20 protein-coding genes are annotated in these 21568 nt (G+C 36.7%); 5 read left to right on the plus strand and 15 right to left on the minus strand.

All coding sequences use genetic code 11. The features are described 5' to 3' along the window. Nucleotides 1-7: 7 nt before the first annotated feature. The 5 genes from PMI13_RS04555 to PMI13_RS04575 all read right to left on the minus strand — a co-directional run bounded on the left by PMI13_RS04555 (nt 8) and on the right by PMI13_RS04575 (nt 3676). On the minus strand, nt 8-991 hold the full coding sequence (locus tag PMI13_RS04555) for an aldo/keto reductase (RefSeq protein ID WP_007841147.1): 984 nt from the start codon (nt 989-991) through the stop codon (nt 8-10). Between the two features lie 134 nt (nt 992-1125). Continuing rightward, complete coding sequence (locus PMI13_RS04560; RefSeq protein ID WP_007841149.1) at nt 1126-1800, minus strand: type 1 glutamine amidotransferase domain-containing protein; 675 nt, start codon at nt 1798-1800, stop codon at nt 1126-1128. 80 nt (nt 1801-1880) lie between these two features. Continuing rightward, complete coding sequence (locus PMI13_RS04565) at nt 1881-2168, minus strand: putative quinol monooxygenase (RefSeq protein WP_007841151.1); 288 nt, start codon at nt 2166-2168, stop codon at nt 1881-1883. A 9-nt stretch (nt 2169-2177) separates the two neighbouring features. Next, entirely contained in the window at nt 2178-3062 is an 885-nt protein-coding gene (locus PMI13_RS04570; protein WP_007841153.1) for an NAD-dependent epimerase/dehydratase family protein, read from the minus strand. Further along, nucleotides 3062-3676, minus strand: a complete 615-nt coding sequence (locus PMI13_RS04575; protein ID WP_007841154.1) for an NAD(P)H-dependent oxidoreductase — start codon at nt 3674-3676, stop codon at nt 3062-3064. Before PMI13_RS04575 ends, PMI13_RS04570 begins: the two co-directional genes overlap by 1 nt. A 341-nt stretch (nt 3677-4017) precedes the next feature. Here PMI13_RS04575 and PMI13_RS04580 point away from each other — a divergent pair, with 341 nt between their 5' ends. After that, nucleotides 4018-4914 (plus strand): LysR family transcriptional regulator, encoded by an 897-nt coding sequence (locus tag PMI13_RS04580; RefSeq protein ID WP_007841156.1) that lies wholly within the window; start codon nt 4018-4020, stop codon nt 4912-4914. Here PMI13_RS04580 and PMI13_RS04585 read toward each other — a convergent pair. Together PMI13_RS04585 and PMI13_RS04590 are read right to left on the minus strand one after the other, a co-directional pair. After that, a complete protein-coding gene (locus PMI13_RS04585) occupies nt 4891-5367 on the minus strand; it encodes a GNAT family N-acetyltransferase (protein WP_007841157.1) in 477 nt (158 codons plus the stop codon). The genes PMI13_RS04580 and PMI13_RS04585 overlap by 24 nt on opposite strands. Continuing rightward, on the minus strand, nt 5368-5802 hold the full coding sequence (locus PMI13_RS04590; protein WP_007841159.1) for a GNAT family N-acetyltransferase: 435 nt from the start codon (nt 5800-5802) through the stop codon (nt 5368-5370). Nucleotides 5803-5983: 181 nt separating this feature from the next. On the opposite strand from PMI13_RS04590, the gene PMI13_RS04595 reads away from it, so the two are divergent. Together PMI13_RS04595 and PMI13_RS04600 are read left to right on the plus strand one after the other, a co-directional pair. After that, nucleotides 5984-6859, plus strand: a complete 876-nt coding sequence (locus tag PMI13_RS04595; protein ID WP_007841165.1) for an aldo/keto reductase — start codon at nt 5984-5986, stop codon at nt 6857-6859. A 236-nt stretch (nt 6860-7095) separates the two neighbouring features. Beyond that, complete coding sequence (locus PMI13_RS04600) at nt 7096-8157, plus strand: NAD(P)H-dependent flavin oxidoreductase (protein ID WP_007841169.1); 1062 nt, start codon at nt 7096-7098, stop codon at nt 8155-8157. Nucleotides 8158-8219: 62 nt separating this feature from the next. Here PMI13_RS04600 and PMI13_RS04605 read toward each other — a convergent pair whose 3' ends face one another. From PMI13_RS04605 to PMI13_RS04625, 5 genes are all read right to left on the minus strand, one after another. Then, entirely contained in the window at nt 8220-9557 is a 1338-nt protein-coding gene (locus PMI13_RS04605; RefSeq protein WP_007841171.1) for a UDP-N-acetylmuramate--L-alanine ligase, read from the minus strand. A 6-nt stretch (nt 9558-9563) separates the two neighbouring features. After that, nucleotides 9564-10001 carry a hypothetical protein gene (locus PMI13_RS04610; protein WP_007841172.1) on the minus strand — a complete coding sequence of 146 codons (438 nt, stop codon included), beginning with the start codon at nt 9999-10001 and terminating at the stop codon, nt 9564-9566. A gap of 16 nt (nt 10002-10017) precedes the next feature. Continuing rightward, complete coding sequence (locus tag PMI13_RS04615) at nt 10018-10824, minus strand: lysophospholipid acyltransferase family protein (RefSeq protein WP_007841173.1); 807 nt, start codon at nt 10822-10824, stop codon at nt 10018-10020. Between the two features lie 27 nt (nt 10825-10851). Next, complete coding sequence (locus tag PMI13_RS04620; RefSeq protein WP_007841175.1) at nt 10852-11481, minus strand: NUDIX hydrolase; 630 nt, start codon at nt 11479-11481, stop codon at nt 10852-10854. 235 nt (nt 11482-11716) lie between these two features. Continuing rightward, a complete protein-coding gene (locus PMI13_RS04625) occupies nt 11717-12193 on the minus strand; it encodes an OsmC family protein (protein WP_007841176.1) in 477 nt (158 codons plus the stop codon). A gap of 350 nt (nt 12194-12543) precedes the next feature. Here PMI13_RS04625 and PMI13_RS04630 point away from each other — a divergent pair, with 350 nt between their 5' ends. Beyond that, nucleotides 12544-15282 carry a polysaccharide lyase family 8 super-sandwich domain-containing protein gene (locus tag PMI13_RS04630; RefSeq protein ID WP_162129629.1) on the plus strand — a complete coding sequence of 913 codons (2739 nt, stop codon included), beginning with the start codon at nt 12544-12546 and terminating at the stop codon, nt 15280-15282. Between the two features lie 38 nt (nt 15283-15320). Beyond that, on the plus strand, nt 15321-18371 hold the full coding sequence (locus PMI13_RS04635; protein ID WP_007841182.1) for a M60 family metallopeptidase: 3051 nt from the start codon (nt 15321-15323) through the stop codon (nt 18369-18371). A 222-nt stretch (nt 18372-18593) separates the two neighbouring features. On the opposite strand, the gene PMI13_RS04640 is transcribed toward PMI13_RS04635, so the two are convergent. The 3 genes from PMI13_RS04640 to PMI13_RS04650 form a co-directional block, all read right to left on the minus strand. Next, on the minus strand, nt 18594-20153 hold the full coding sequence (locus PMI13_RS04640) for an Rne/Rng family ribonuclease (protein WP_007841183.1): 1560 nt from the start codon (nt 20151-20153) through the stop codon (nt 18594-18596). A gap of 368 nt (nt 20154-20521) precedes the next feature. Then, complete coding sequence (locus PMI13_RS04645; RefSeq protein ID WP_002984212.1) at nt 20522-20812, minus strand: HU family DNA-binding protein; 291 nt, start codon at nt 20810-20812, stop codon at nt 20522-20524. A 139-nt stretch (nt 20813-20951) separates the two neighbouring features. Beyond that, entirely contained in the window at nt 20952-21554 is a 603-nt protein-coding gene (locus PMI13_RS04650; protein ID WP_238536279.1) for a response regulator transcription factor, read from the minus strand. Nucleotides 21555-21568 lie beyond the last annotated feature (14 nt).

Raw genomic sequence — 21568 nt, forward strand, 5'->3', positions numbered from 1 at the left:
TTCTATTTTAGATTTTGCTCAATGCGGAATTGATAACGTTCAATTCTTCCTGAGAAAGGTTTACAGACATTGCCTGCGCATTTTCAATAGCCTGCCGGGCATTACGTGCACCTGCCAGAACAACACTGATTGCAGGCTGTAAAGAAGTCCAGCGCAATACCAGCTGAGAAATTGTAGCGTTCTTTTCCTGAGCAATAGTTTCCAGTGTTTCAAGGAAATTTTTTACTTTTTCAAGATCAAACTGGGCAAAATAACCATTGCGGTGGTCATCTGCTTTTAATTGAGCCTGTTTAAAATATTTACCGGTCAATAAACCTCTTTCCATAGGACTGTAAACGATAATCCCCGTATTGTTTTCCAAAGAATAAGGAACCAGATCCTGTTCAATGGCACGGTTCAGCATACTGTAAGAAACCTGGTTGCTTGCTAATTGAATGGTTTTGGAAGCTTCCCGCATTTGTTCCACACTGTAATTGCTTACTCCGGCTGCACGGATTTTTCCCTGCCGGATCAATAATTCCATTGCTTCCATGGTTTCGCTGACAGGGGTTGAGCTATCCGGCCAGTGCAATTGTAAAAGGTCAATATAATCGGTACCCAAACGTTTTAAACTTTCTTCAACTTCTTTGATGATGTTTTCTTTGGAAGCCAGTTTATATACGGGAAGGGTTTTTCCGTTATCTTCTGCATCAAAAAAGAATTCGCCTTTACCTTTATTGCTGCCGTCCCAAACCAAACCGAATTTGGTCAGTAACTGAATTTTAGAACGGTCTTTTCCCTTAATAGCTTCTCCGATCATTTCTTCACTAAGCCCAAAACCGTAAAATGGGGCTGTATCAATTGAGGTTACCCCGTTATCTAAAGACGCATGGATTGAGTTTATAGAATCCTGTTTTTCATTTCCGCCCCACATATTTCCACCGATGGCAAAGGCACCGTGTGTAATTACTGATACTTCAAGATCAGTATTTCCTAACTTTCTATATTCCATTTTTATTTTTTATTTTTAAAACTGATTATTTAAAGTTTCCTTTAAAAAATTACAAAAGACACAAAAGACACAAAAGCTTCTCCTGCTTATCTTCTCCGGCATGCTTTCGTGACTTTTGTGGTTAAGATGATCTTTTATTTTTTTAATTCTTTTAAAATAGCCTCACCTACAGCTTTTGCAGATTGAGGATTTTGCCCTGTGATCACTCTCTGATCTGTCACAACGTGAGTCTGCCAAAGTCCTGATTTTTCAAATTTTGCACCTCTGGATTTTAGCTGTTCTTCCAGAAGGAAAGGGACAACGTTTGTCAATTTCACTTCTGCTTCCTCTTCATTAGTGAATGCATTGATCTTTTTACCGTCCACAAGATATTGCCCGTTGTTCAGTTTAATATTAACCAAACCGGCGGGACCGTGACAAACACCTGCTACAATTCCTCCGTTTTCATAAATTTTTGAGGCAATTGCAGCGAGTTCGGTATTATCTGCAAAATCCCACATCGCCCCATGTCCGCCTGCATAGAAGATTGTTGAATATTCTTCCGGGTTTACCTGTGACGGCTGTAAAGAATGGTCAATTTTATTTTTATATTCTTTGTTTTCCCAGAATTCTTTATTTACCGGGTCTTTCAGATCAAACCCATCAACAGGAGGAGTTCCGCCTTTCGGACTTACAAAGTCTATTTCATATCCCGCATGATGTAAAACCTCCCAGGGATGAGAAACTTCTCCTAAATAATATCCGGTATCTTCACCGGTACTGCCTTTTTTGTCATGACTGGTCACGACAAATAAAATTTTCTTTTTCATAGGAATTGATTTTTTATTTTGTGAATGTAGAAATCCGATTGTGAATAAAGTGAATACTAAAAATGCCAGTTTTTTCATGATTAAATAATATTGGTTTTATAGATTTGAGGTGCTTCCTGTAATTTCTCATCAACAATTGCTCCAAATGCTTTGATATAGGATTGCTGATTATGTTGCTCCAATCCTGTCTCATCTTTCCATATCTCATAAAAAACAAACTCGTTTTTATGGTCCGTTCCCTGATGGAGGCTGTACAATTCACAGGCTTCTTCTTTGCGGGTTTCTTTTACCATATTCTGAAGAACTTCCAAAACTTCGTTACGGTGTTCTTCTTTAGCTTTTATAACTGCTGTAAGATATATTTTCATAATGTTTGATTAAATAAAGTTTTCGATTGAATCGTATTTCGGGTTCCAGCCCAGTTCTTTCTTGGCTTTGTCAGCATTGCAAAGACTGTTGGAGGCAAAACCGAAATATCCTCCTGCAGGGCTGAATCTGTTTACAGCTTCCTGAACATGTAAAGACTGTGCAGGCTGTAATCCATATTTTTCACTGATCTTTTCTGCCAGTTTTTTGATATTTGATGAGCCGTTTTCTGCATAATAAATTGAGCCTGCTTTTGCTTTCTCAAGAGCAAGCACATAGAGATCTGCAAGATCTTCAATATGTAAATTTGACCAGATATTTTCCCCTTTTCCAAAATAAACACCAAAGCCTTTTTCTTTTGAAAATTGGGTTAAAGCAGGAAGCTGGATACTTTCTTTTTTCAGGCCTGATCCGGTACCATAAACCATTGTTGGGACAATTACAATACTGCGGATATTTTTTTGAGAAGACCTTAAAACATAGTTATTGATCAGTACTCTTGAAGCCATTTCCAGTCTTGGTTCTAAAGGAAAATCTTCCGTAAAGATAAAATCATTCTTCTCTCCATTTTCTTTTCCGCCTAAAATTGCAGAACCCGAAGTGAAAATCAGGGTTTTACCTGTTCCTCCCAATGCATTGATGATACTGTCGGCAGCATAGGCATCGTCTGCAGAATCTGCATTGTGGATCACTGCATCAACATTTGAAATTGCAGATTTTAAAACGGCTTCGTCATGTATATTTCCTACAACGGATTCAATTCCTAAAGCTTTTAATTCTTTAATATGAGCTTCGTTACGAACCAATCCTGTCACGTTGTAGTTTTTTTCCAGTAATTTCACAGCGATTGTTCCGCCGATATATCCTGTAATTCCTGTGATCAGTACTTTTTTCATTACACTAATTGTGGTTTTAATTCTTTTTCAAAAACAGCGGTAAGATGTTCTTTGTAGATTTTCATGTCACGCTCTATATTGGCATTTTTTTCTACATCATGGAAGTGAAAACTTTCCATTTTTTGTAAAGAAACAAAAGCGTTCATTCTGTGAAATCCAAATAATGGTCCATTGTCTACACTGGTTTCATTGAAAAATTCTCCCGGAAGGGTAAATGCTGTTTCAGGAGCATTCCAGCTCGTGGTAACCATATATTTTCTTCCGCCAAGCATACCACCTGTTCCGTAGTTGATCTGCGGGTTTTCTGCAGTTCTTCCGTCACTCATATAAATTCCTTTGGCATGTCCTGCTGTAAAAACTTCATCGATATATTTTTTCAGGCCGTTCGGAAGCTGGAACCACCAGATCGGAGTATGATAGATAATATAATCTGCCCAGACGAATTTCTGAACTTCCTCATCTTTATCATATCCTTCATCTACGTTTGTAGTTTTTATTTCTACATTTTCAAATGCTTTCAAAACCTCCAGAGTGTTTTCTGCAATTGTTTTATTATATTTTCCTCCGGAATGCCCGAAGTTTTGTCCACCGTTAATGATTAATACTTTTTTCATTGTTTTATGATTGTTTAAATTTTACTGTGCAAAGTTACCTTCAGTTTTTATATAATAAAAATAATATAAATTATATCCAATTATCAGAATAATGATATTTTGAATTTTGATACGATACGGTTAATTATTGTGCTGCTTCTAAACCTGATTGCAGATTTTCTTCCGAAATTTTGTTTGAGTAACTGATTGATATATGATACAGATTGTAGTTTTTAGTGATATACATGGAAATCTTCCTACCCTGGAGATGGCTTTGAATGATATTGAAGAAGAGGAATTTGTCATGCTATTACTATTCTAATTATTTAGTAACTTTGTATCATAATATAAATAATTGAGCAATGGTTAATCTGGAATGGTACCGTACTTTCAAAGAAATTTATAAAACCGGAACTTTAACGGGAGCTGCGGAAAGTTTATTTATTTCCCAACCCGGAGTGAGCCTGCATTTAAGTTCTCTGGAAGCTTATGTCGGGTATAAATTATTCGATCGTACCGGAAGGAAAATGATTCCTACCGAAAGGGGGAAAGTATTGTATAATGCGGTTTTTGAGCCTCTTCAAAAACTGGAAAATGTAGAAAAGAATTTTCAGAAATCTACAGAAAAGCATACGCCGACGATTAGCGTTGGGATGTGTTTTGAAACGTTCCAGACAACCCTGGAACAGTATGTTTCAACGTTACCTTTTAACCTCATTATCAATTTCGGGGAGTATCCGGAAATGATCGATCAGCTGGATAAAGGAATTCTGGATCTGATTATCACCCCGAAAAAAGGTTCCTCAATGAATATAGAACATGAAGCGTTTTCATCAGAGCAGATCATTTTGGTAGGCGGAAAAGATGTAGATACGGAAAGCTTTAAAAAAGTATTGAAAACAAAAGATCCTGAACAGATAGAAGAGTGGCTGAAAAAAGAAAAGTGGTACGGAACTACCGGTGATATGGAGCATTTATTCCAGTTCTGGATTTTAAATTTCGGTCATAAGCCTAATTTCCGGCCGAATTATATTGTTCCGAATCTTAATTCTATCATCCGTTGCCTGAAAGGAGGTACCGGACTGGCTGTGGTTCCTGATTTTTTATGTAAAAATGAAATTGAAGGCAATGATGTAAAGCTGATCTGGGAAGGGGATAAAAAACTTGAAAATACGTTATATTTCGGATGCCGGAAAAAAACGAATTACGAGTCGGAGATCGATCACATTAAAAAATTATTCAGACAGGTGATGAGTTAAAAACTCAAGAACGATCATATCCCGCATCTGCATTCCGTTTTCATAAATAGGGAAAAGGTAATTTTTAATAAAAAAGTCCTTTCGCACTTCTTTTTTTACAAATCCGTTTTTTTCATAAAACCTGATTTGCTGAATCCCTGTGTCTGAAGTGCCTACTAATAATGCGAGATAGCAATTCAGCCTGGCTATTTCTTTAGCTTTATCGATTAGAATACTTCCAATGCCGTTATTGCGGAAAGAGTCGATAACAGCAATATTTTTAAGTTCCAGTTCCGTTTCATTATTTTTATGAAGTGCCATCACAGCAATATCCTGAATTCCATTATTCAGAGTATAAATATCAGAGCTGAAAATATATTGATTAATCGCTTCAAGTGTTTCATCGGCCAGTAAAAGCAACTCATAAGGGATGCCTTTTGCCGGATTCAGTTTATTAAATATAAATTCTTCCATCTACAAGCTCATATGGATAATCGGATAATCTTTTCCCGAACCATCTTTTTCTGACCTTCCAATCTTTCTGAACCCCATTTTTTCGTAAAAACCTATAGTCTGGGGATTTTGTTCGTTGACATCTACTTTAGTAAGCCCGGTTTTGTCTTTCATAAATTGATACAGCTCTCTGCCATAACCTTTTCCACGACTGCCATTGTGGATAAAAAGCATTTCCAGAGTACCGTCAGCTACGGATGCAAAGCCTTTTGCCCCGTCATTTTCCATAAGAAGATAAACCTCTAAATTCGGAAGATAATCTTTTGGAATCACTTCTTTAAAATGATTGAAATCTTCTTCACTGAGAAAATCATGGGTGGCTTTTACGGCAGATTCCCAGATCTCCATAATTGCTGGGTAGTTTTCCTGTCGGGCTAATATGATCTGGTGTGACATAATTTTAGAGTTTATGCAAAAATAGAAATTAGAAACTAGAAGTTAGTAATATTAATCTCGGAAAGTTTTGCAAAACAAAAAGACGGGTAGTGAATAAATAAAGTAAAAATGGTAACTGAAAATCTGAAAATTTTATCGGAAATTTGTTTAACATCATATTTAAAAATTAAAATAAAGAATTATGCAGCAAAAAACATATGCAGGGCAACCTGTTGTCACTTTGAATAATGGAGTAGATATTCCGGCTCTGGGATTCGGAGTCTGGCAGATTGAAGATCTGAAGGTTTGTGAAGATGCAGTAATCAAAGCCATTCAGACAGGATACAGAATGATTGATACTGCGTCTATTTATCTTAATGAAACAGCAGTGGGGAATGCCATAAAAAATAGTGGGATAGATAGAGATGAGCTATTTATTACGTCAAAACTCTGGGTTCAGGATCATGGCTATGAAAAGGCTAAAGCTGCATTTCAGAGAACTCTGGACAGATTACAATTGGATTATCTGGATATGTATCTCCTCCATTGGCCGTTCGGAGATTTCCAGGGAGCGTGGAAAGCCCTGGAAGAGCTGTATCATGAAGGAAAAATCAAAGCGATCGGGGTTTGTAATTTCACTGTTGAAAAGCTTGAAGAATTAAAAGCTAATTCTGATATCACCCCCGTAGTCAATCAGATTGAGCTTCACCCGATTTTCCAGCAGAAGGAGCTTCAGGTTTACGACAGAGAGAACAATATCGTTACACAACCCTGGAGCCCTCTTGGAAACGGAAATGCAGGGCTTTTGAATAATGAAGCACTGAAAACCATCGCCGGAAAATATCATAAAACGGTTCCGCAGGTCATTTTAAGATGGCATCTGCAGGAAGGGTTTGTAGTGATTCCAAAGTCTGTAACCCCATCCAGAATTGAAGAAAATTTCAATGTTTTTGATTTTGAATTATCGGATGACGAAATGGATATCATCCGTGCTTTAGATACCGGAAACCGGCTGTTTTTTGATCCGAAAGATCCGGAATGGGAGCAGAAAATGCTGAGATCGGTAGCTGATATTTAAAAAAATATTGATTGTGCAGATTTTTACAGAACGTTTATATATCTGACAAATCTGGTTTACATAGTTAAGATATTCAATAGGAGCGGGCTTTAGCCCGCTTTAATTTTACGGTACAATCATTGGCTTTAGCCAAAATATAAGCTTCTCACAGATTACAGATCATAATTAAAGTATAAATCAAAGAAACAATACTGTTATTGCCTGTTTTTTCGTAAATTTTGGTTAAAATTAAATATATGTTCTGGCCCGATACGATTAGTGAAAAATTAAATATACAATATCCTGTTATTCAGGCTCCGATGTTTGGTGTGAGCACACCGGAAATGGTTTCAGCAGCTGCAAAAGCGAATTGCCTGGGTTCTTTGGCATTAGCTGATTTATCAGCCGGTCAGTCTGTTAAACTGATCCGGGAAACGAAAAAGCTTACGGATAAACCATTTGCGGTCAATATTTTTGTTCATCATATTCCTGAAATTACAGATGCTTTAAAAGATAAATTTGTCAGGGTAAAACAGTTTATAGAACATTTGGCCCGAGAAAACGGAATTGAAGTGGATCTTCCCGGTTTTGAGGATATTAAAGTCAACACCTATCACGAACAGATTAATGCAATTATTGATGAAGGGTGTAAAATTTTAAGCTTTACATTCGGAAATCTGGACAGTCAGAGTATTCAAAAATTAAAAGAAAATGAAGTAACACTCATAGGAACCTGTACATCCTTAGAAGAAGCTCTGATTCTAGAACAATCTGGAATTGATCTGATCTGTGTTCAGGGTATTGAAGCCGGTGGCCACAGAGGAACTTTTAATGCTGAAAAGATTCCGCAAACCGGAGGATTGTCACTATTTTCACAAGTGTATGATCATGTAAGGGTTCCATTGATTTATGCAGGCGGAATTTATAATGCAAACACCTTACGGGCAGCAAAAGAATTAGGGGCGGAGGGCTTCCAGGTGGGAAGTATTTTACTGGCTTCTCAGGAAAGCGCTTTACAGCTGTTTGAAAAAGAAAGGCTGAAAAATGTGACTGAAAAAGATATTATCCTGACAAGAAGTTTTTCAGGCCGGTATGCAAGAGGAATCAGTAATAAATATATTCAATCTGTTGAAAATTCAGATTATATTTTGCCATATCCGTATCAGAATAAACTGACAAATGAACTGAGAAAAGTGTCGAAAGCATTGAAAAACCCTGAGTTTGTAAGCATATGGGCCGGACAGTCGATTCACAGTTACAGTGAACTTTCTACAACTGATATTTTAGAAAAGCTGATCAGGGAAGCTGAACTTGAATAATTTTCTTGCAGGCATTTTCAATAATAAAAAAGAGCTGTATCAAAATCTGATACAGCCCTTTTTTATTTTGTTAGATCAAGTCCCCCGAAATTACCTGAGCTCATCATCAGGAAAACACCCTGGCTTTTATCCAAAGTATTCCAGTAGGCATGAAGCTCTTCTGCATTGGTAAATACTTTCAGATGGTCATTTTTAAATTTTTCTTTAATCAGGTCAGGAGAAATAGGTTCCATCCTTTTGATTTTTAAAGCATCTTCAGAATAGAAAACTACCGCTTCATCCAATCCGTCCATCGCATGGTCATATTGCTCTAAAAATACAGGGTTTAAGCTTGAATAGGTATGAAGCTCAAGGAAACCATATTTCTTTTCATTCCTAAACTGTTCTTTGAATGCTTTTACTGCTGCTTTTACTTTACTTGGAGCATGGGCAAAATCTTTATAAAGCGTTCCCTGATCTTCTCTTTCTACTTTTTCAAGACGCTTGGAAGCTCCTTTGAAACTCATAATCGCTTCGTAGAAATCTTCATCCATCACTCCTAGTTGCCGGCAGATATGCCTTGCCCCTTCCAGATTTAACAGGTTGTGTGCCCCGAAAACGGAAAGCGGGATATCTCCCATTTCAGTTTTTAAATGCACTTTCCCGTTACTGATTTCATATTCAGGAGTTTCATAAGGGATTTTTCTGAAATAATTTTCGGCATTTTCAACCACTTTCACCACTTCGGTATCTTCTTCATTGTATACCAGGACACCGCCCGGAGTGATGCTTGCCACAAATTTTCTGAACTGCTCCACATAATCATCAAATGTCTTGAAAACATTGATGTGATCCCATGCAATTCCGCTCAATAAAGCAATATTAGGCTGATATAATAAAAATTTTGAACGAAGATCAATAGGAGAGGACAGGTATTCGTCCCCTTCCAGTACCATAAAATCATTTTCCTGGGTAAGTTTTACCATACAGTCGAAACCTTCAAGCTGTGCCCCTACCATGAAATCCACCTCTTTCTGATGGAAATTCAGAACATGCAGAATCATGGATGTAATGGTGGTTTTACCATGGGAACCGGCAATTACAACACGGGTTTTGTTTTTAGACTGCTCATAAAGAAATTCAGGATAAGAGTAGATTTTAAGCCCAAGTTCCTTTGCTTTTGCCAGTTCAGGATTGTCCTGGTGGGCATGCATCCCAAGAATAACCGCATCAATATCGGAGGTGATTTTTTCAGGGAACCAACCCATTTCTCCGGGAAGAATTCCTTTTTTTTCCAATCTCGACTTTGAAGGTTCAAAAATAGCATCATCTGAACCTGTAACCTGGTATCCTTTGTCTTTTAATGCAATCGCAAGATTATGCATGGCGCTTCCGCCTATAGCAATGAAATGGGTTTTCAACTTTCTTTATTGTTTTTTTACATTGTTATTAATGATCTCCTGAAAAGCATTCATAATATTATCCCAATTGGTTTTAAAGTTGGGCATTATTAAACTTGCATCAGTTTTACTGCCTTCGTTCGGACCTTTCTTTATATTGATAGAAGTGCTTACATTATCATATATTTTTTTACGGTCTTCCTGTATCCTTCTAAAATTATTTTGGGAAAGAATATGATCCAGTTTTTTTAAATCCTCATCCGGGATTTTAAAATCCTGTTTAAATTTTTTCCCCTGACCTTCAAAAGAATAATGTGCATTATTTTCTTTGATCAGCAGATTTTCATAAACAGGGGCATAGCCGCCGCTTCTGGAATAGCTTATATCAAAATCCGAATATACTTTCTGACTGTTACATGAAACTAATACTATGATTGCGAATAAGATCCCTATTATTCTTTTCATATTTAATTTACCGTTTTTAATTATCTGAATCCTTTTTTTCTAATTTTTTAGCTTTTAATTCTTCATCATAATTGTGTAGTAAATTGAAATCTTCTGTCTGCTCAATAGCAGTCATGATTTTCAATAGAATTTCATGTGCGTTTTCTTTATCGTAATCTATTTCAAGAGGTGCTTTGAATTCCATGGTTGGTTTTACGCCTGTTACTTTTACACGTAATCCCTTTTTATCAAATGCTCTTCTGAAGCCGTTGATTTTAATCGGAATAACAATCGGGCGTTGATTTTTAACCAATTTCGCTGTACCTCTTCTTCCCTGGGCAAAAGCCGATGTAGTACCCTGAGGGAAAGTAGCTACCCAGCCATTGTCTAAGGCTTTCATAATATTGTCTACCTCGGTAAGATCTACCAGTCTGTTGACATTTTTGCCTTCAGCTCTCCAGGTTCTTTTTACCGTTACCGCGCCTGCCACTTTAAAAATTTTTGGAAGAATACCTTTGTTCATGGTTTCCTCCGCAGCCACATAGTAAAAATCTATCTTAGGATTAAGCAGGTAAATCGGGTTTTTAATGGTGTCTAAATAACCATTGTTTACCGCACAGAATGCATGATACATTGCTGCTACATCTGCAAAATACGTCTGGTGATTCGAAACAAAGAGCACATTGGAATCGGGAAGATCCACAAGGTGTTCAGTACCGGTTATTTTCAGTTTATTGAAGCCGTTGAATCTTCTGTAAGAAACAATTCCTAAAATAAAAATGATTAACCTTTTTAAAAAATAAGGTGTTCCGAATGCATCGGTGAAAATATTCTTCTTCGCCATCTCTCAATTAAACACGGTAGTGCAAAGTTACATTTTTTTCAATAACTGGCTGAATTCACTTAATATCATCGCTGTAGCTCCCCAGATAATATATCCGTTAAAATTAATTACCGGTACTTCATGCCCTCCGGCACTGGGTAAAGCCATGATTTCAGGTTTATCGGGAAGATTCAGAAAAGAAGTGACAGGAAACTCTATTGTTTCCACTGCTTCACTTTGCTGTAAAATGAAAAGAGGATTCTTTTTGGTATAAGAGATATACGGATATACATAAAAATTGCTTGGCGGAATGTAAATGGGAGACATCGGTCTGATAATTCTTACATAATGTTTATCAATTCCTATCTCTTCAGAGGTTTCACGTATTGCCGTTTCTGCAAAGTCCCGGTCCATTTCTTCACGTTTTCCCCCAGGTAAAGAGATCTGTCCGCTGTGTCTGTCGTGCTCGTTTTCAGTTCTTTGAATTAACGGAAAATACCATTCATTGTTTCTGATGTAGAGGGCAATATTTACGGCAGCAAATTTTGGATTTTTTGCTAAAATTTCATCATAGGTAAATACAGGACGATAAGGTGGTGAAAATATGCCATGGGCATTTTCCCCGGGTAATTCTTCGTTTTTAATTTTCCTCAATAAATCTTTTCCAAAATTTTCCATACCTCAAATTTAGCAATATATCTTGAAGAAATAAATACCCGTTAACATTAATTAACCATTTGAAGGAATGGTGAAGCGAAAACGCCAATGAACAAAATTGCAGAATCTTCAGACTGTGAAATCGCGGATTGAAAACGATCACTGTGGATCATTGGTCCGGTTATACCACACCATTCCGGATTTTAAATCCTGAATATAATTTAATGATAAATAATAACGCTGAAATCAGTGTAATTCAGGTTAATGTTGCGACTAACACTACGGGGATATGTTTTACAGGGAAATTAACCGAGTTGGCAATGAAGCAATATTCATTTGCTTTGGTATGAAGCTGCTGTGCCTTTTCAACCATAGATTCATCTGTAACGGTTACAACAGGATTCATGGTAACTTCAGTAAAACGGCCGCTTCCGGTAGCTGTTTCAGTCATAATACCTGTTGCAGTATCGGTATAATCTGTTACAATAATCCCGGCTTCAGAACAAAAATGCAGATACCAGAGCATATGGCAGGAAGAAACGGATGAAAGAAATAAATCTTCAGGATTATGCCTTGTTTTATCCCCCCGGAATGCCGGATCGGAAGAGCCTTCAATAACTGCTTTATTTTCTGCGGAAATAGTATGGCTTCTCTCATATTCCCTGTATCCGCTCGTTCCGGCTCCTTTGTTTCCTGTCCATTGAACAGTAATTTTGTAATGATGACTTTTCATAAATATAAAGATTAAAGGTTTCTGTATACCAGGATCATAAATTATAACGTAAAAATAAAAAAAATCATCACTTTGCAAAGTTGATAATATGACAGAAAAGCAGCTGATATTTGCTGTTTTAAAGCTGTTGATCAAATTCTTTATAAATCCATTTGTTTTCGCAAAAATATTTGTAATTTGGATATGCGGGATTATTGGAAATGTGTATTTATATATCTGATAATCAGTATTTACGTTTCGGTTATTTTTTTTAATTCCACTGAAAAAACAAGTGAAATTATTACTTGAAAATTTATTATTTAATGAAAAATTTTTAATATATGTTCTTAAGATTTATTTTATTTTTGAGTATGGTTTTAATTTTTTCTCACTTCAGGGCCCAATTAAGTGAGATTAATTCTATTAAAACAAAGTATGTGAACTGGCTTACCGGGGAAAATATAAACTACAATAGCCCCTATATAAATACCCGTTACAACAGCTTCAGAAATACCGGAGTACAGGCTTTAGACCTATCACAATATAATTTTGTTAATCCCGGAAACCTTTGGGATTTTACGATAGATGCTGATAAAAATGAATTTTTTAATCTAACTGAGAAATCACTTATCCGGCTGGTTTTTTTATATAAAATTAAAGGCTCGGTTTCCTCTCCCAATCCTGATTATAATACCGTGGCATTAAAAGATAATATTTTAAAGATCTTTAAATATATTGAAGATAAAGGAGTTTCTGCCACCACAAACTTTCAGTATGAATTGCTTGCTGATAACGAGGAAATTGTCACAAGCCATTATGGTATTGCCCTAAGATCTTCGGCTTATGCCACAGCTGTACTGCTTATGAAAGATGAATTGAAAGCTGTAGGAAAATTTAATCATCACATGGGTGCTCTTAATGGTATTACAAAGTTTCTGGCACCGGAGTTTCCTTATTTCAATTTTACTTATCCGGGTTACAATAGTGATGTAATAAGGGCATCTATACAACAAAGGTTTTGCTATGTATTGGCCCAGGAAGATTCGGAGTCTTCCAGAATAAATAATATGAATCATTTAAAAAGCTTTATTAATAATGCCTTATTAATTGCAAACGGATGGGCAGATTGTATAAAGCCAGACTTTATTACGTTTCACCATAGAGGAGCCTATTCCAATACTTATGGTATAGATGCTTTACATCAGGCATCAATTCTAAATATGATGCTGAAAAACTCTTCTTATGAATTAATAACCACATCACAGCAAAACCTGAAAAAAGCAATTCTTAATTACAGAACATTCAGTAAAGATTTTACGATGCCACAGGGGCTTGCAGGACGCTTCCCCTTTACAACAAGCTCATATAATACTTTAAGACCGGCATTGGCTTATCTGTATATTTCTGATCCTGTGGGAAATGAAGATGCCGGCAAGGAATTTCAAAGGCTTTGGAATATATCGATAAATGCTAATAACAGACTGATACGGGATAATATTGTAAGTATTAATGTTATACATTCTTTAGGCGGTATGCAAAATATAGCAGATCTGCTCAACACAGGATTGAATCCTGCAGCAGAAATTTCTTCGGGACATTTTGGATTTCCTTATGCCGGATTAAGTGTACATAAATTTAATGGTTGGCAGGTAAGTGTGAAAGGAACCAGTAAACACGTTTGGCATTTCGAAAATGGGGCTTCGGAAAATAGGCTTGGGGCATATACTTCTGCCGGTGCCATGGAAATTCTAACGCAGGGAAATCCTTTTTTAGTCAGTGATGTCAGTCTGCTGTATAACGGTTGGGATTGGAGCCATGTTCCGGGAACTACTGTTGCCAATGTTCCCTATCATATTTTAGCAGGCTATGCAATGAGGCAAATGAATGGCAAAAACTTTTTAGCTCATGCTAATATTGATAAAATGAATGGTGTTTTTGCAATGGATTATAAAGACTATAATTCACAAACAGGAATGACGGCTCTTAAGAGTTATTTTTTCTTTGGAGATAAAATTCTTTGTTTAGGCTCAGACATTAAAGATATTGGAGGCAGCTATCCTATTCATACAACGCTTTTCCAGACACTGATCAGCAGTCCGTCAAATACGAGCTTAGTAAACGGAGCCACGGTTTCCGGCAATGATTATACATTGAATACCAACGGAGGAGGATTATGGGCTACTGATTCTAAAGGAAATGGTTATGTTATACCGAATAATAACTACAACAATAATCCGATTACAATAAAAAGAAGTACACAGACAGCTCCAAACCAAGCAAATAATGGAAATACAACAGGTGATTTTTTAAAGGCTTTTATGGGCCATGGAACAGCTCCCTTAGCATCAACCTATCAGTATGCTGTTCATTTACAGGGAGGGGCATCAACTGAAAATCTGTTGAACAATTTCAGTAGCTTTTTTTCTGTTTTACAGCAGAATACACAAGCACATGTAGCATTGTATGTTCCTGAATCTACTTATAATTACGTGATTTGGAATGCCGGGGCAACTTTTAATTATGATGTGTTGGAAAAGTCTGATAAACCGGCAGTTATTATGACCCAAAAAAGTGATAACAACACAAAATTGAAAATAAGCCTCACGAATTCCAGTCTGGGTTTGCTTGGAAACGATGAGTCATATACCTATTCACAAATCAATAATGTGGCATCAAGGTTTCATAGAGTTCCTCAAAGCGAAACGGTTACGGTCAGAATATCAGGTCTTTGGGAAATAGATGTTCCCAATCCTAATGTAAGCTTGCAGGTAGCAGGTGGGTCTACCGAAGTTTCATTCACTACGAAAAACGGCTTTACGGAGCAGGTTTCTCTTAAACAGCAGCAGACATTATCTGCTTCACCGGCTGCAAAACAAAATATCTATCAGGTTTACCCTAATCCAACAACTGGTCTGGTATATATTTCAACCATTGATAAAACACCAATATCCAACAAAATAGATATTTTTAACAGCAATGGTAAGAATGTTGAAAAAGAGGTCATTTCTCACATGGAAGGAAACAGTGCTAAAATTGACCTTAAGAACTTACCTTCAGGAATTTATTTTATAACCATAAACAATGAATTAATTAAAATTTTGAAGAAATAGAACTTTACTGTAATTCATTATTTAAAATATTTAACACAATGAAAAAATTTGTACTCTACTCCCTTTTTATTTGGGCATCCGGTTTTATCCATGCCCAAAACCCGGTGAGTCCCGTCTATGCCCGGAGTAATATGGTGTCACAGCCAGGCTCCGAAATTCATAGGGCTCTGGATAATAATGTTAATACTAATTATCAAACAAGAAATTCACAAAATGGGATTCCGGATGTGATTGACTTTTATTTTGCCAATGTTCAGGATGTTGTAAAGATAGAATATGTACCGCGTACCAGTGGAACTAATGGGATATGGACTAAAATTGATGTGGAATATTCTACACAAAGTGCCCCTGATACATTCAATACTGTACAGAGCGGTATTATCCTCGCCAATAACGCTTCCGTAAAAACAATAGATCTTTCCGGGCAGCCTCTTACCAATCTGAGGGCAGTGAGAATCCGTGTTGTTGCAGGGGTGAATAATTACTCATCTGCCGCGGAAATCAAGTTTTATTCTACTGCAGCACAGAATACAAATCCTATTACAGACTGTACGATTCAGACTGATGAATTCAATGCTCTGACGAATGCTAAATATATGCCTTCGGGTGTTTCTGTAAACCCTCCTGCCAATAGTGCTGCGGAAGGTGCAGATAAGACCATAGATAATAATCCGGCTACTATTTATTATTCCGGATCTACAGGAAATCCATTTCCCGTAAATCTCACCTATATCTTTACAGGAAATAATGTCATTAATGCTGTAAAGTATACACCAAGGACAAATGGAGGAAATGGAGACTTTGGTACCGGAGAGGTCTGGTATAAGCAAACATCGTCTTCAACGGCAGTAAAAGTAGCGGATTTTAATTGTAATTTTTCAAACCAAGCTACTTTGATTCCTTTATCCCAGACCCTTACCAATGTAGCTGAAATTACAGTAAAAGTACTGTCCGGAGAGAATAATGTAGCAAGCTGTGCAGAAATGGAATTTTTTAATAACACACAGCTTAGCCTTAATGTATACAATAATATTTTTAACAGTCTTCATTCTGATCTGAAACCCGGCATTACGCAGGCTGATATCAACGGGATCTCTTCTCCTTTCTTTAAAGGTCTGGCACAGTGCTTATACAACAATACCTATAACAAACGGTTTCGTACACAGAATTATGTTGCATATCCTGTCATAAGCTCAGTTACAGCCCAGCTCAAAACAATGGGGGCCAATACCTGTGAAAACCCGACTGGGATTTTATTCAGATCAGGTACAAAAGCGGTAATTTTTGTCGGAGCTATAAACGGAGCAACCATTGCTCTTCAAACCTTGGATTTTGCAGGTGAAAATAATATAACAAAGAAAACATATAACTTATCTGAAGGATTGAATATTATTGATATTACAGCTGATGGCCTCGGCTATATAGATTATTTTAATAATGCTTCAGGATTATCTCCTATTGCCGTTAATATTACAACAGGAATGGTGAATGGATATTATGATCCTTTAATAGATTCTGATGCAGACTGGCAAAAAAACCTTACTAATAACATCTATAAAAAATATGATGTAAAAGGCGGATATATCAATTTGAACCTGGAGAAAGTAGGCTTACAGAGACAATCTTATCTGAGTGGACAGCTACTGGCTGCGAATTATGATAAGATTGTGAAAAAAGAATATGAGCTGATGGGGCTTTTTAAATATAATAAAGTTCCAAGAAATCATATGTTTCTGTATACTCCTGTAGGTGGCGGGCTTTATGCAAATTCTTTCGGGGCACATATGGGAATAGGGAATGTAAATGACCTGTCCGACAGCTTTGACGGAAATGCTCTTTTCTCCAATATCTGGGGACATGCCCACGAGCTGGGGCACATCAATCAGGTAAGACCTGCTTTTAAATGGCATGGAATGACTGAGGTAACCAATAATATTTATTCTGCATACTGTCAGTATTTATACAGTACAGATTTTCCGGGATCGACAAGATTTGATAAGGATGTCGCAGGATATGCAGGATACAGTCCTAATGTGGTAGGCGGAACATATAATGCTAATATTAACCTGGGGCAGATCCAAGGGAAAAACGTTTATGAGATCATAAATTCTGATGACCGTCCGACAACAAGAATTGCTACCATTCCGTTTTGGCAGCTGATGCTTTATTATGGAATCGGAGGAGCAGCGAAGGGACGCCCGTCATTGGAGCAAAGGCTTGCCGGGATTCCTGCTTCTGCCGGGCAACCGGATACTGCATTCTGGCTGGCCGATTTACTGGAAATATGCAGAACAGCCAATACTTCCGGGGTAAGTGATGTTCAGCTGCTTTTAAATGCGGTTTCCAATATCTGTGATGTGGTACAAGAAGACCTTACGGATTTCTTTGTAAAAAGCGGATACCTTCGTCCTGTAGATAAAGTGGTTTACGATTACAGCAATAAAACTATTACGATTACAGCTCAGCAGATTGCCAACACTATTGCTGCTATTAAAAATAAAAATTATCCAATGCCTGTTTCTCCGGTTATCAATTATGTTTCTACCAACAGTATCGATTTTGTGAGGCAGCAGGCAGCTCTTATAGGGACAGCCGGGGTTGGGGTTACCTTGACTCCTAATGCTGATCCTAATCTGGTTTCATTAAAAGTAGATGCACAACAATGGAAAAACGTAATTGCTTTTGAAACCTATCATCAGAACACTATTATAGACGTTGCGATTTTCGGTACCGGATATGCTGCCCTGGACTTTACAAAAGTTAATTATCAGCAGAATGCAACCAGCGTATATGCTGTAGGATATGATGGCAACAGAAAATTGGTATATCCTGCAGATGCTACTCTTTTAGCAGATGATCACAAAATAAAAAATGGAGATGTAATATATCCTAACCCGGTTACAGATGTACTGCATATCAGTAATGATGATTTTTCACAGTTTGAAATCTATGATATAGCAGGACGCCAGATCATCAAAGGATCAGTGAAAGAGAGAAAAATTGCATTAGCAGATTTGCCCGAGGGAAACTATACGCTGGTACTGAAAGACAAGAACAGTTACAGGAATTTTAAATTTATAAAAAAATAGAATTGTTAATAACCTGAATAATTTCAGGATAAAATTACTTACAGCCTGTGTCTATATGGCACAGGTTTTTAATTGATATTATCTTTGTAATATTTCAGGTAAGAAAATAAAAAAGGCTGTCTCAAAAGTACTTCCTGTTCCGGAGTCTCTGCCTGACCACTTTTGTCATTTAAGATTCTCAGAACATTTTTGACTTTTTGAGACAGCCTCCTGAATTTTGTACTAATTAGAATATCCGATCAATTCTTCTTTTTTCGAATTGTAAATTTTGTATTCTAAATATTTAAAAGAATCCCTTGGGACAATGGTTACCCATTTTTTATATTTCATAAACCATTTCATCTGGATGCTTTTGATTCCTTTGGTAAGGTAAGCTTCCACGAAGGGGTGTACATGCAGGTAAAGTTTTCCTTTTTCCTTCTGCATAATGGTTCTGATGGTTTCTCCCATTCTCTCCACAATAACGATCGGAGCTACAATTTCTCCGTCTTTATTCGGGTTTTCTTCTTTGGTGTCGATTTGTTTTTCCGGACGGTTTCTTTGTCTGGTAATCTGTATCAGTCCGAATTTGCTCGGAGGTAAAATCTTGTGGCGTGCTTTGTCACGCTTCATTTCTTCTTTCAGATGTTCGTACAAATCTCTTCGGTGATCAGGGTTGGTCATATCGATAAAATCGATCACGATAATTCCGCCCATATCACGGAGACGCAATTGCCTTGCGATTTCTGTAGCTGCCATTTTATTCACGTTGAGTGCGTGTTCTTTATTGGCTGTATTTCCGGTGGTAATGTTGTTCCCGGAGTTTACATCGACTACGTGTAATGCTTCTGTATGCTCGATAACGAGATAAGCACCTTTTGAGCTGGGGATATTGACGTGTTTTCCAAAGCTTTGTTTAAGCTGTTTTTCCACATTATAATATTCCAGAAGAGGAATATGGGAATCGTAAAACTGAACGATATTTTTTCTTTCGGGAGCAATAACTTCCAGGTAACCCTTCATCTCGTCAACCATCTGCTCATCATCACAGATAATACTTACGAAGTCCTGGTTGAAATTGTCTCTTATAATCGCTGAAGCTTTACCTTCTTCACTTAAAACTTTAGACGGAACCTTATTTCTCTGTATATTTTTAAAAGTGCTTTCCCATTTCTGAATCAGCTGATTCATATCATTATGAAGGTCTGCTACTTTTTTTCCTTCGGCAACTGTTCTTATGATCACCCCGAATCCTTCAGGCTTTATACTCTCGATAAGAGTTCTTAATCTTTCTTTTTCCTCAAAGCTTTTGATTTTTTTGGAAATGGAAATCTTATTATCGAAAGGGATTAAAACCAGAAAACGCCCGGTCAGAGAAACCTGTGTGGAAATTCTCGGGCCTTTTGTAGAGATAGGTTCTTTAGTGATCTGAAGCAGAACGACGTCATCTTTGGTAATGACTTTGTCTACTGTTCCGTTTTTGTCAATTTCGGGCTGTATCTCAAAATTCTTTAAACTCGAAGAGCTTTGTTTTTTAGAAATAGTATCCCTTAAAAATTTTCTATAGGTGAGGTATTGCGGTCCCAGGTCCTGATAATGCAGAAAAGCATCCTTATCATACCCTATATTTACGAATGCAGCATTCAGATTGGGGGCCAGCTTTTTTACCCTTCCTATAAACACATCTCCAACTATAAAATCGCTTTTGTCCTCTTGCTCATGAAGTTCACATAGTCTTCCATCTTCCAGCAGTGCAATCTTTGTAAGAGCATCATCATGCGAAACTATTAGTTCTTTCTTCATTTTGGTATAAGATAAAAATTATTAAGATTATAGGAAACAGGTAGGGTTTTTATCAAATCAATATATTTTAAATGTAAGAATTAATAATTAAAGTTACCCTATGTATTGGAAAATAAATAAAACTATCCTGATTTCCTGTTGAATCTTATAGTTGTAAAACAAAAATATAGTCGGTGAATATTAAATAATTAAAAACACCAACTATATTATTATATTGTAGATCTCGAAAAAAAGAGATTATTTTTTCTTATGTCTGTTTGCTCTTCTTCTTTTCTTTCTTTTGTGAGTTGCAACCTTGTGTCTTTTTCTTTTCTTTCCGCTTGGCATAATTTTAATTTTTTAGTAACTAGTTAATATTCAGTTAATTTTTATTTTACTGCAACTTTGGTTTTTACTTTCTCAACAAAAGATTTTGAAGGTTTGAAAGCAGGAATGTTGTGAGCAGGGATCTCAATTGCAGTGTTTTTAGAAATGTTTCTTCCTGTCTTAGCAGCTCTTGTTTTAATAATAAAAGAACCAAAACCTCTTAGATAAACGTTATCTCCATTATACATAGAAGTTCTGATCTCCTGCATAAAAGCTTCTACAACTTTCTGTGTTTCATTCTTTTCTGTTCCCAACTTATTTGAGATGGTGTTTACCAATTCTGCCTTTGTCATTTCCTTTTTAAATTTTAAATTTTAGGTGTGCAAATTTAGTTAAAAAAATTGAAAACTAGCAAATTAGTGGCAAAAAAATTTTAGTTAAAAGGTTGAGAATTTTATATTTACTCTGTATTAATATTGCGTTAAGATCTATTTACATGCTGGAATTGTAATATCCGTTTTCCACACAGAACCGTATAAGATGAAGTTTGGTCTTCAATCCGAGCTTCTCTGTAAGCCTGTTGATATAGGTATCAATCGTTCTCGTACTTAAGTTGAGTTTTTCCCCGATTTCCTTATTACTAAAGCCTTCATAGCAGAATTTCATCAGCTGTATTTCCGTAGGTGAGAGTTCTTCAAGGCTTCTTTTTTGCCGGTCCATATACTCCTGTACGGCAAGAGGCTGCTGTTCCCATTCTTTGCTGTAAGCTTCATAATCAAAACTGTCTGAAGCTATTTTTCCTTTGATAATATCTTTGATGACAACACTTTTTTTCTGGCAGTAATATATGTTGGGGATTTTGGAAAGAATTTCCGCCATGTCTTCCTGATAGGTTCCGGAATAAGTGATGATGGGTGTTTCGGTATTGCTCTTCCGGATATATTTAATGGCTTCGATCCCGCTTAATACCGGCATGAAAAGCTCTATAATGAATACATCTTCCTGTCGCCTGTAGATCCTGTTTACAAGCTCGTGACCGTTGTTACAGTCACTGAGAAGCATATGGAAGGGGTTTTCCAGCAGAGTTTTGATCATTATTTTCTTGAAAT

The organism is Chryseobacterium populi, assembly GCF_000282115.1.
In the GTDB taxonomy this organism is placed as follows: Bacteria; Bacteroidota; Bacteroidia; order Flavobacteriales; family Weeksellaceae; genus Chryseobacterium; species Chryseobacterium populi.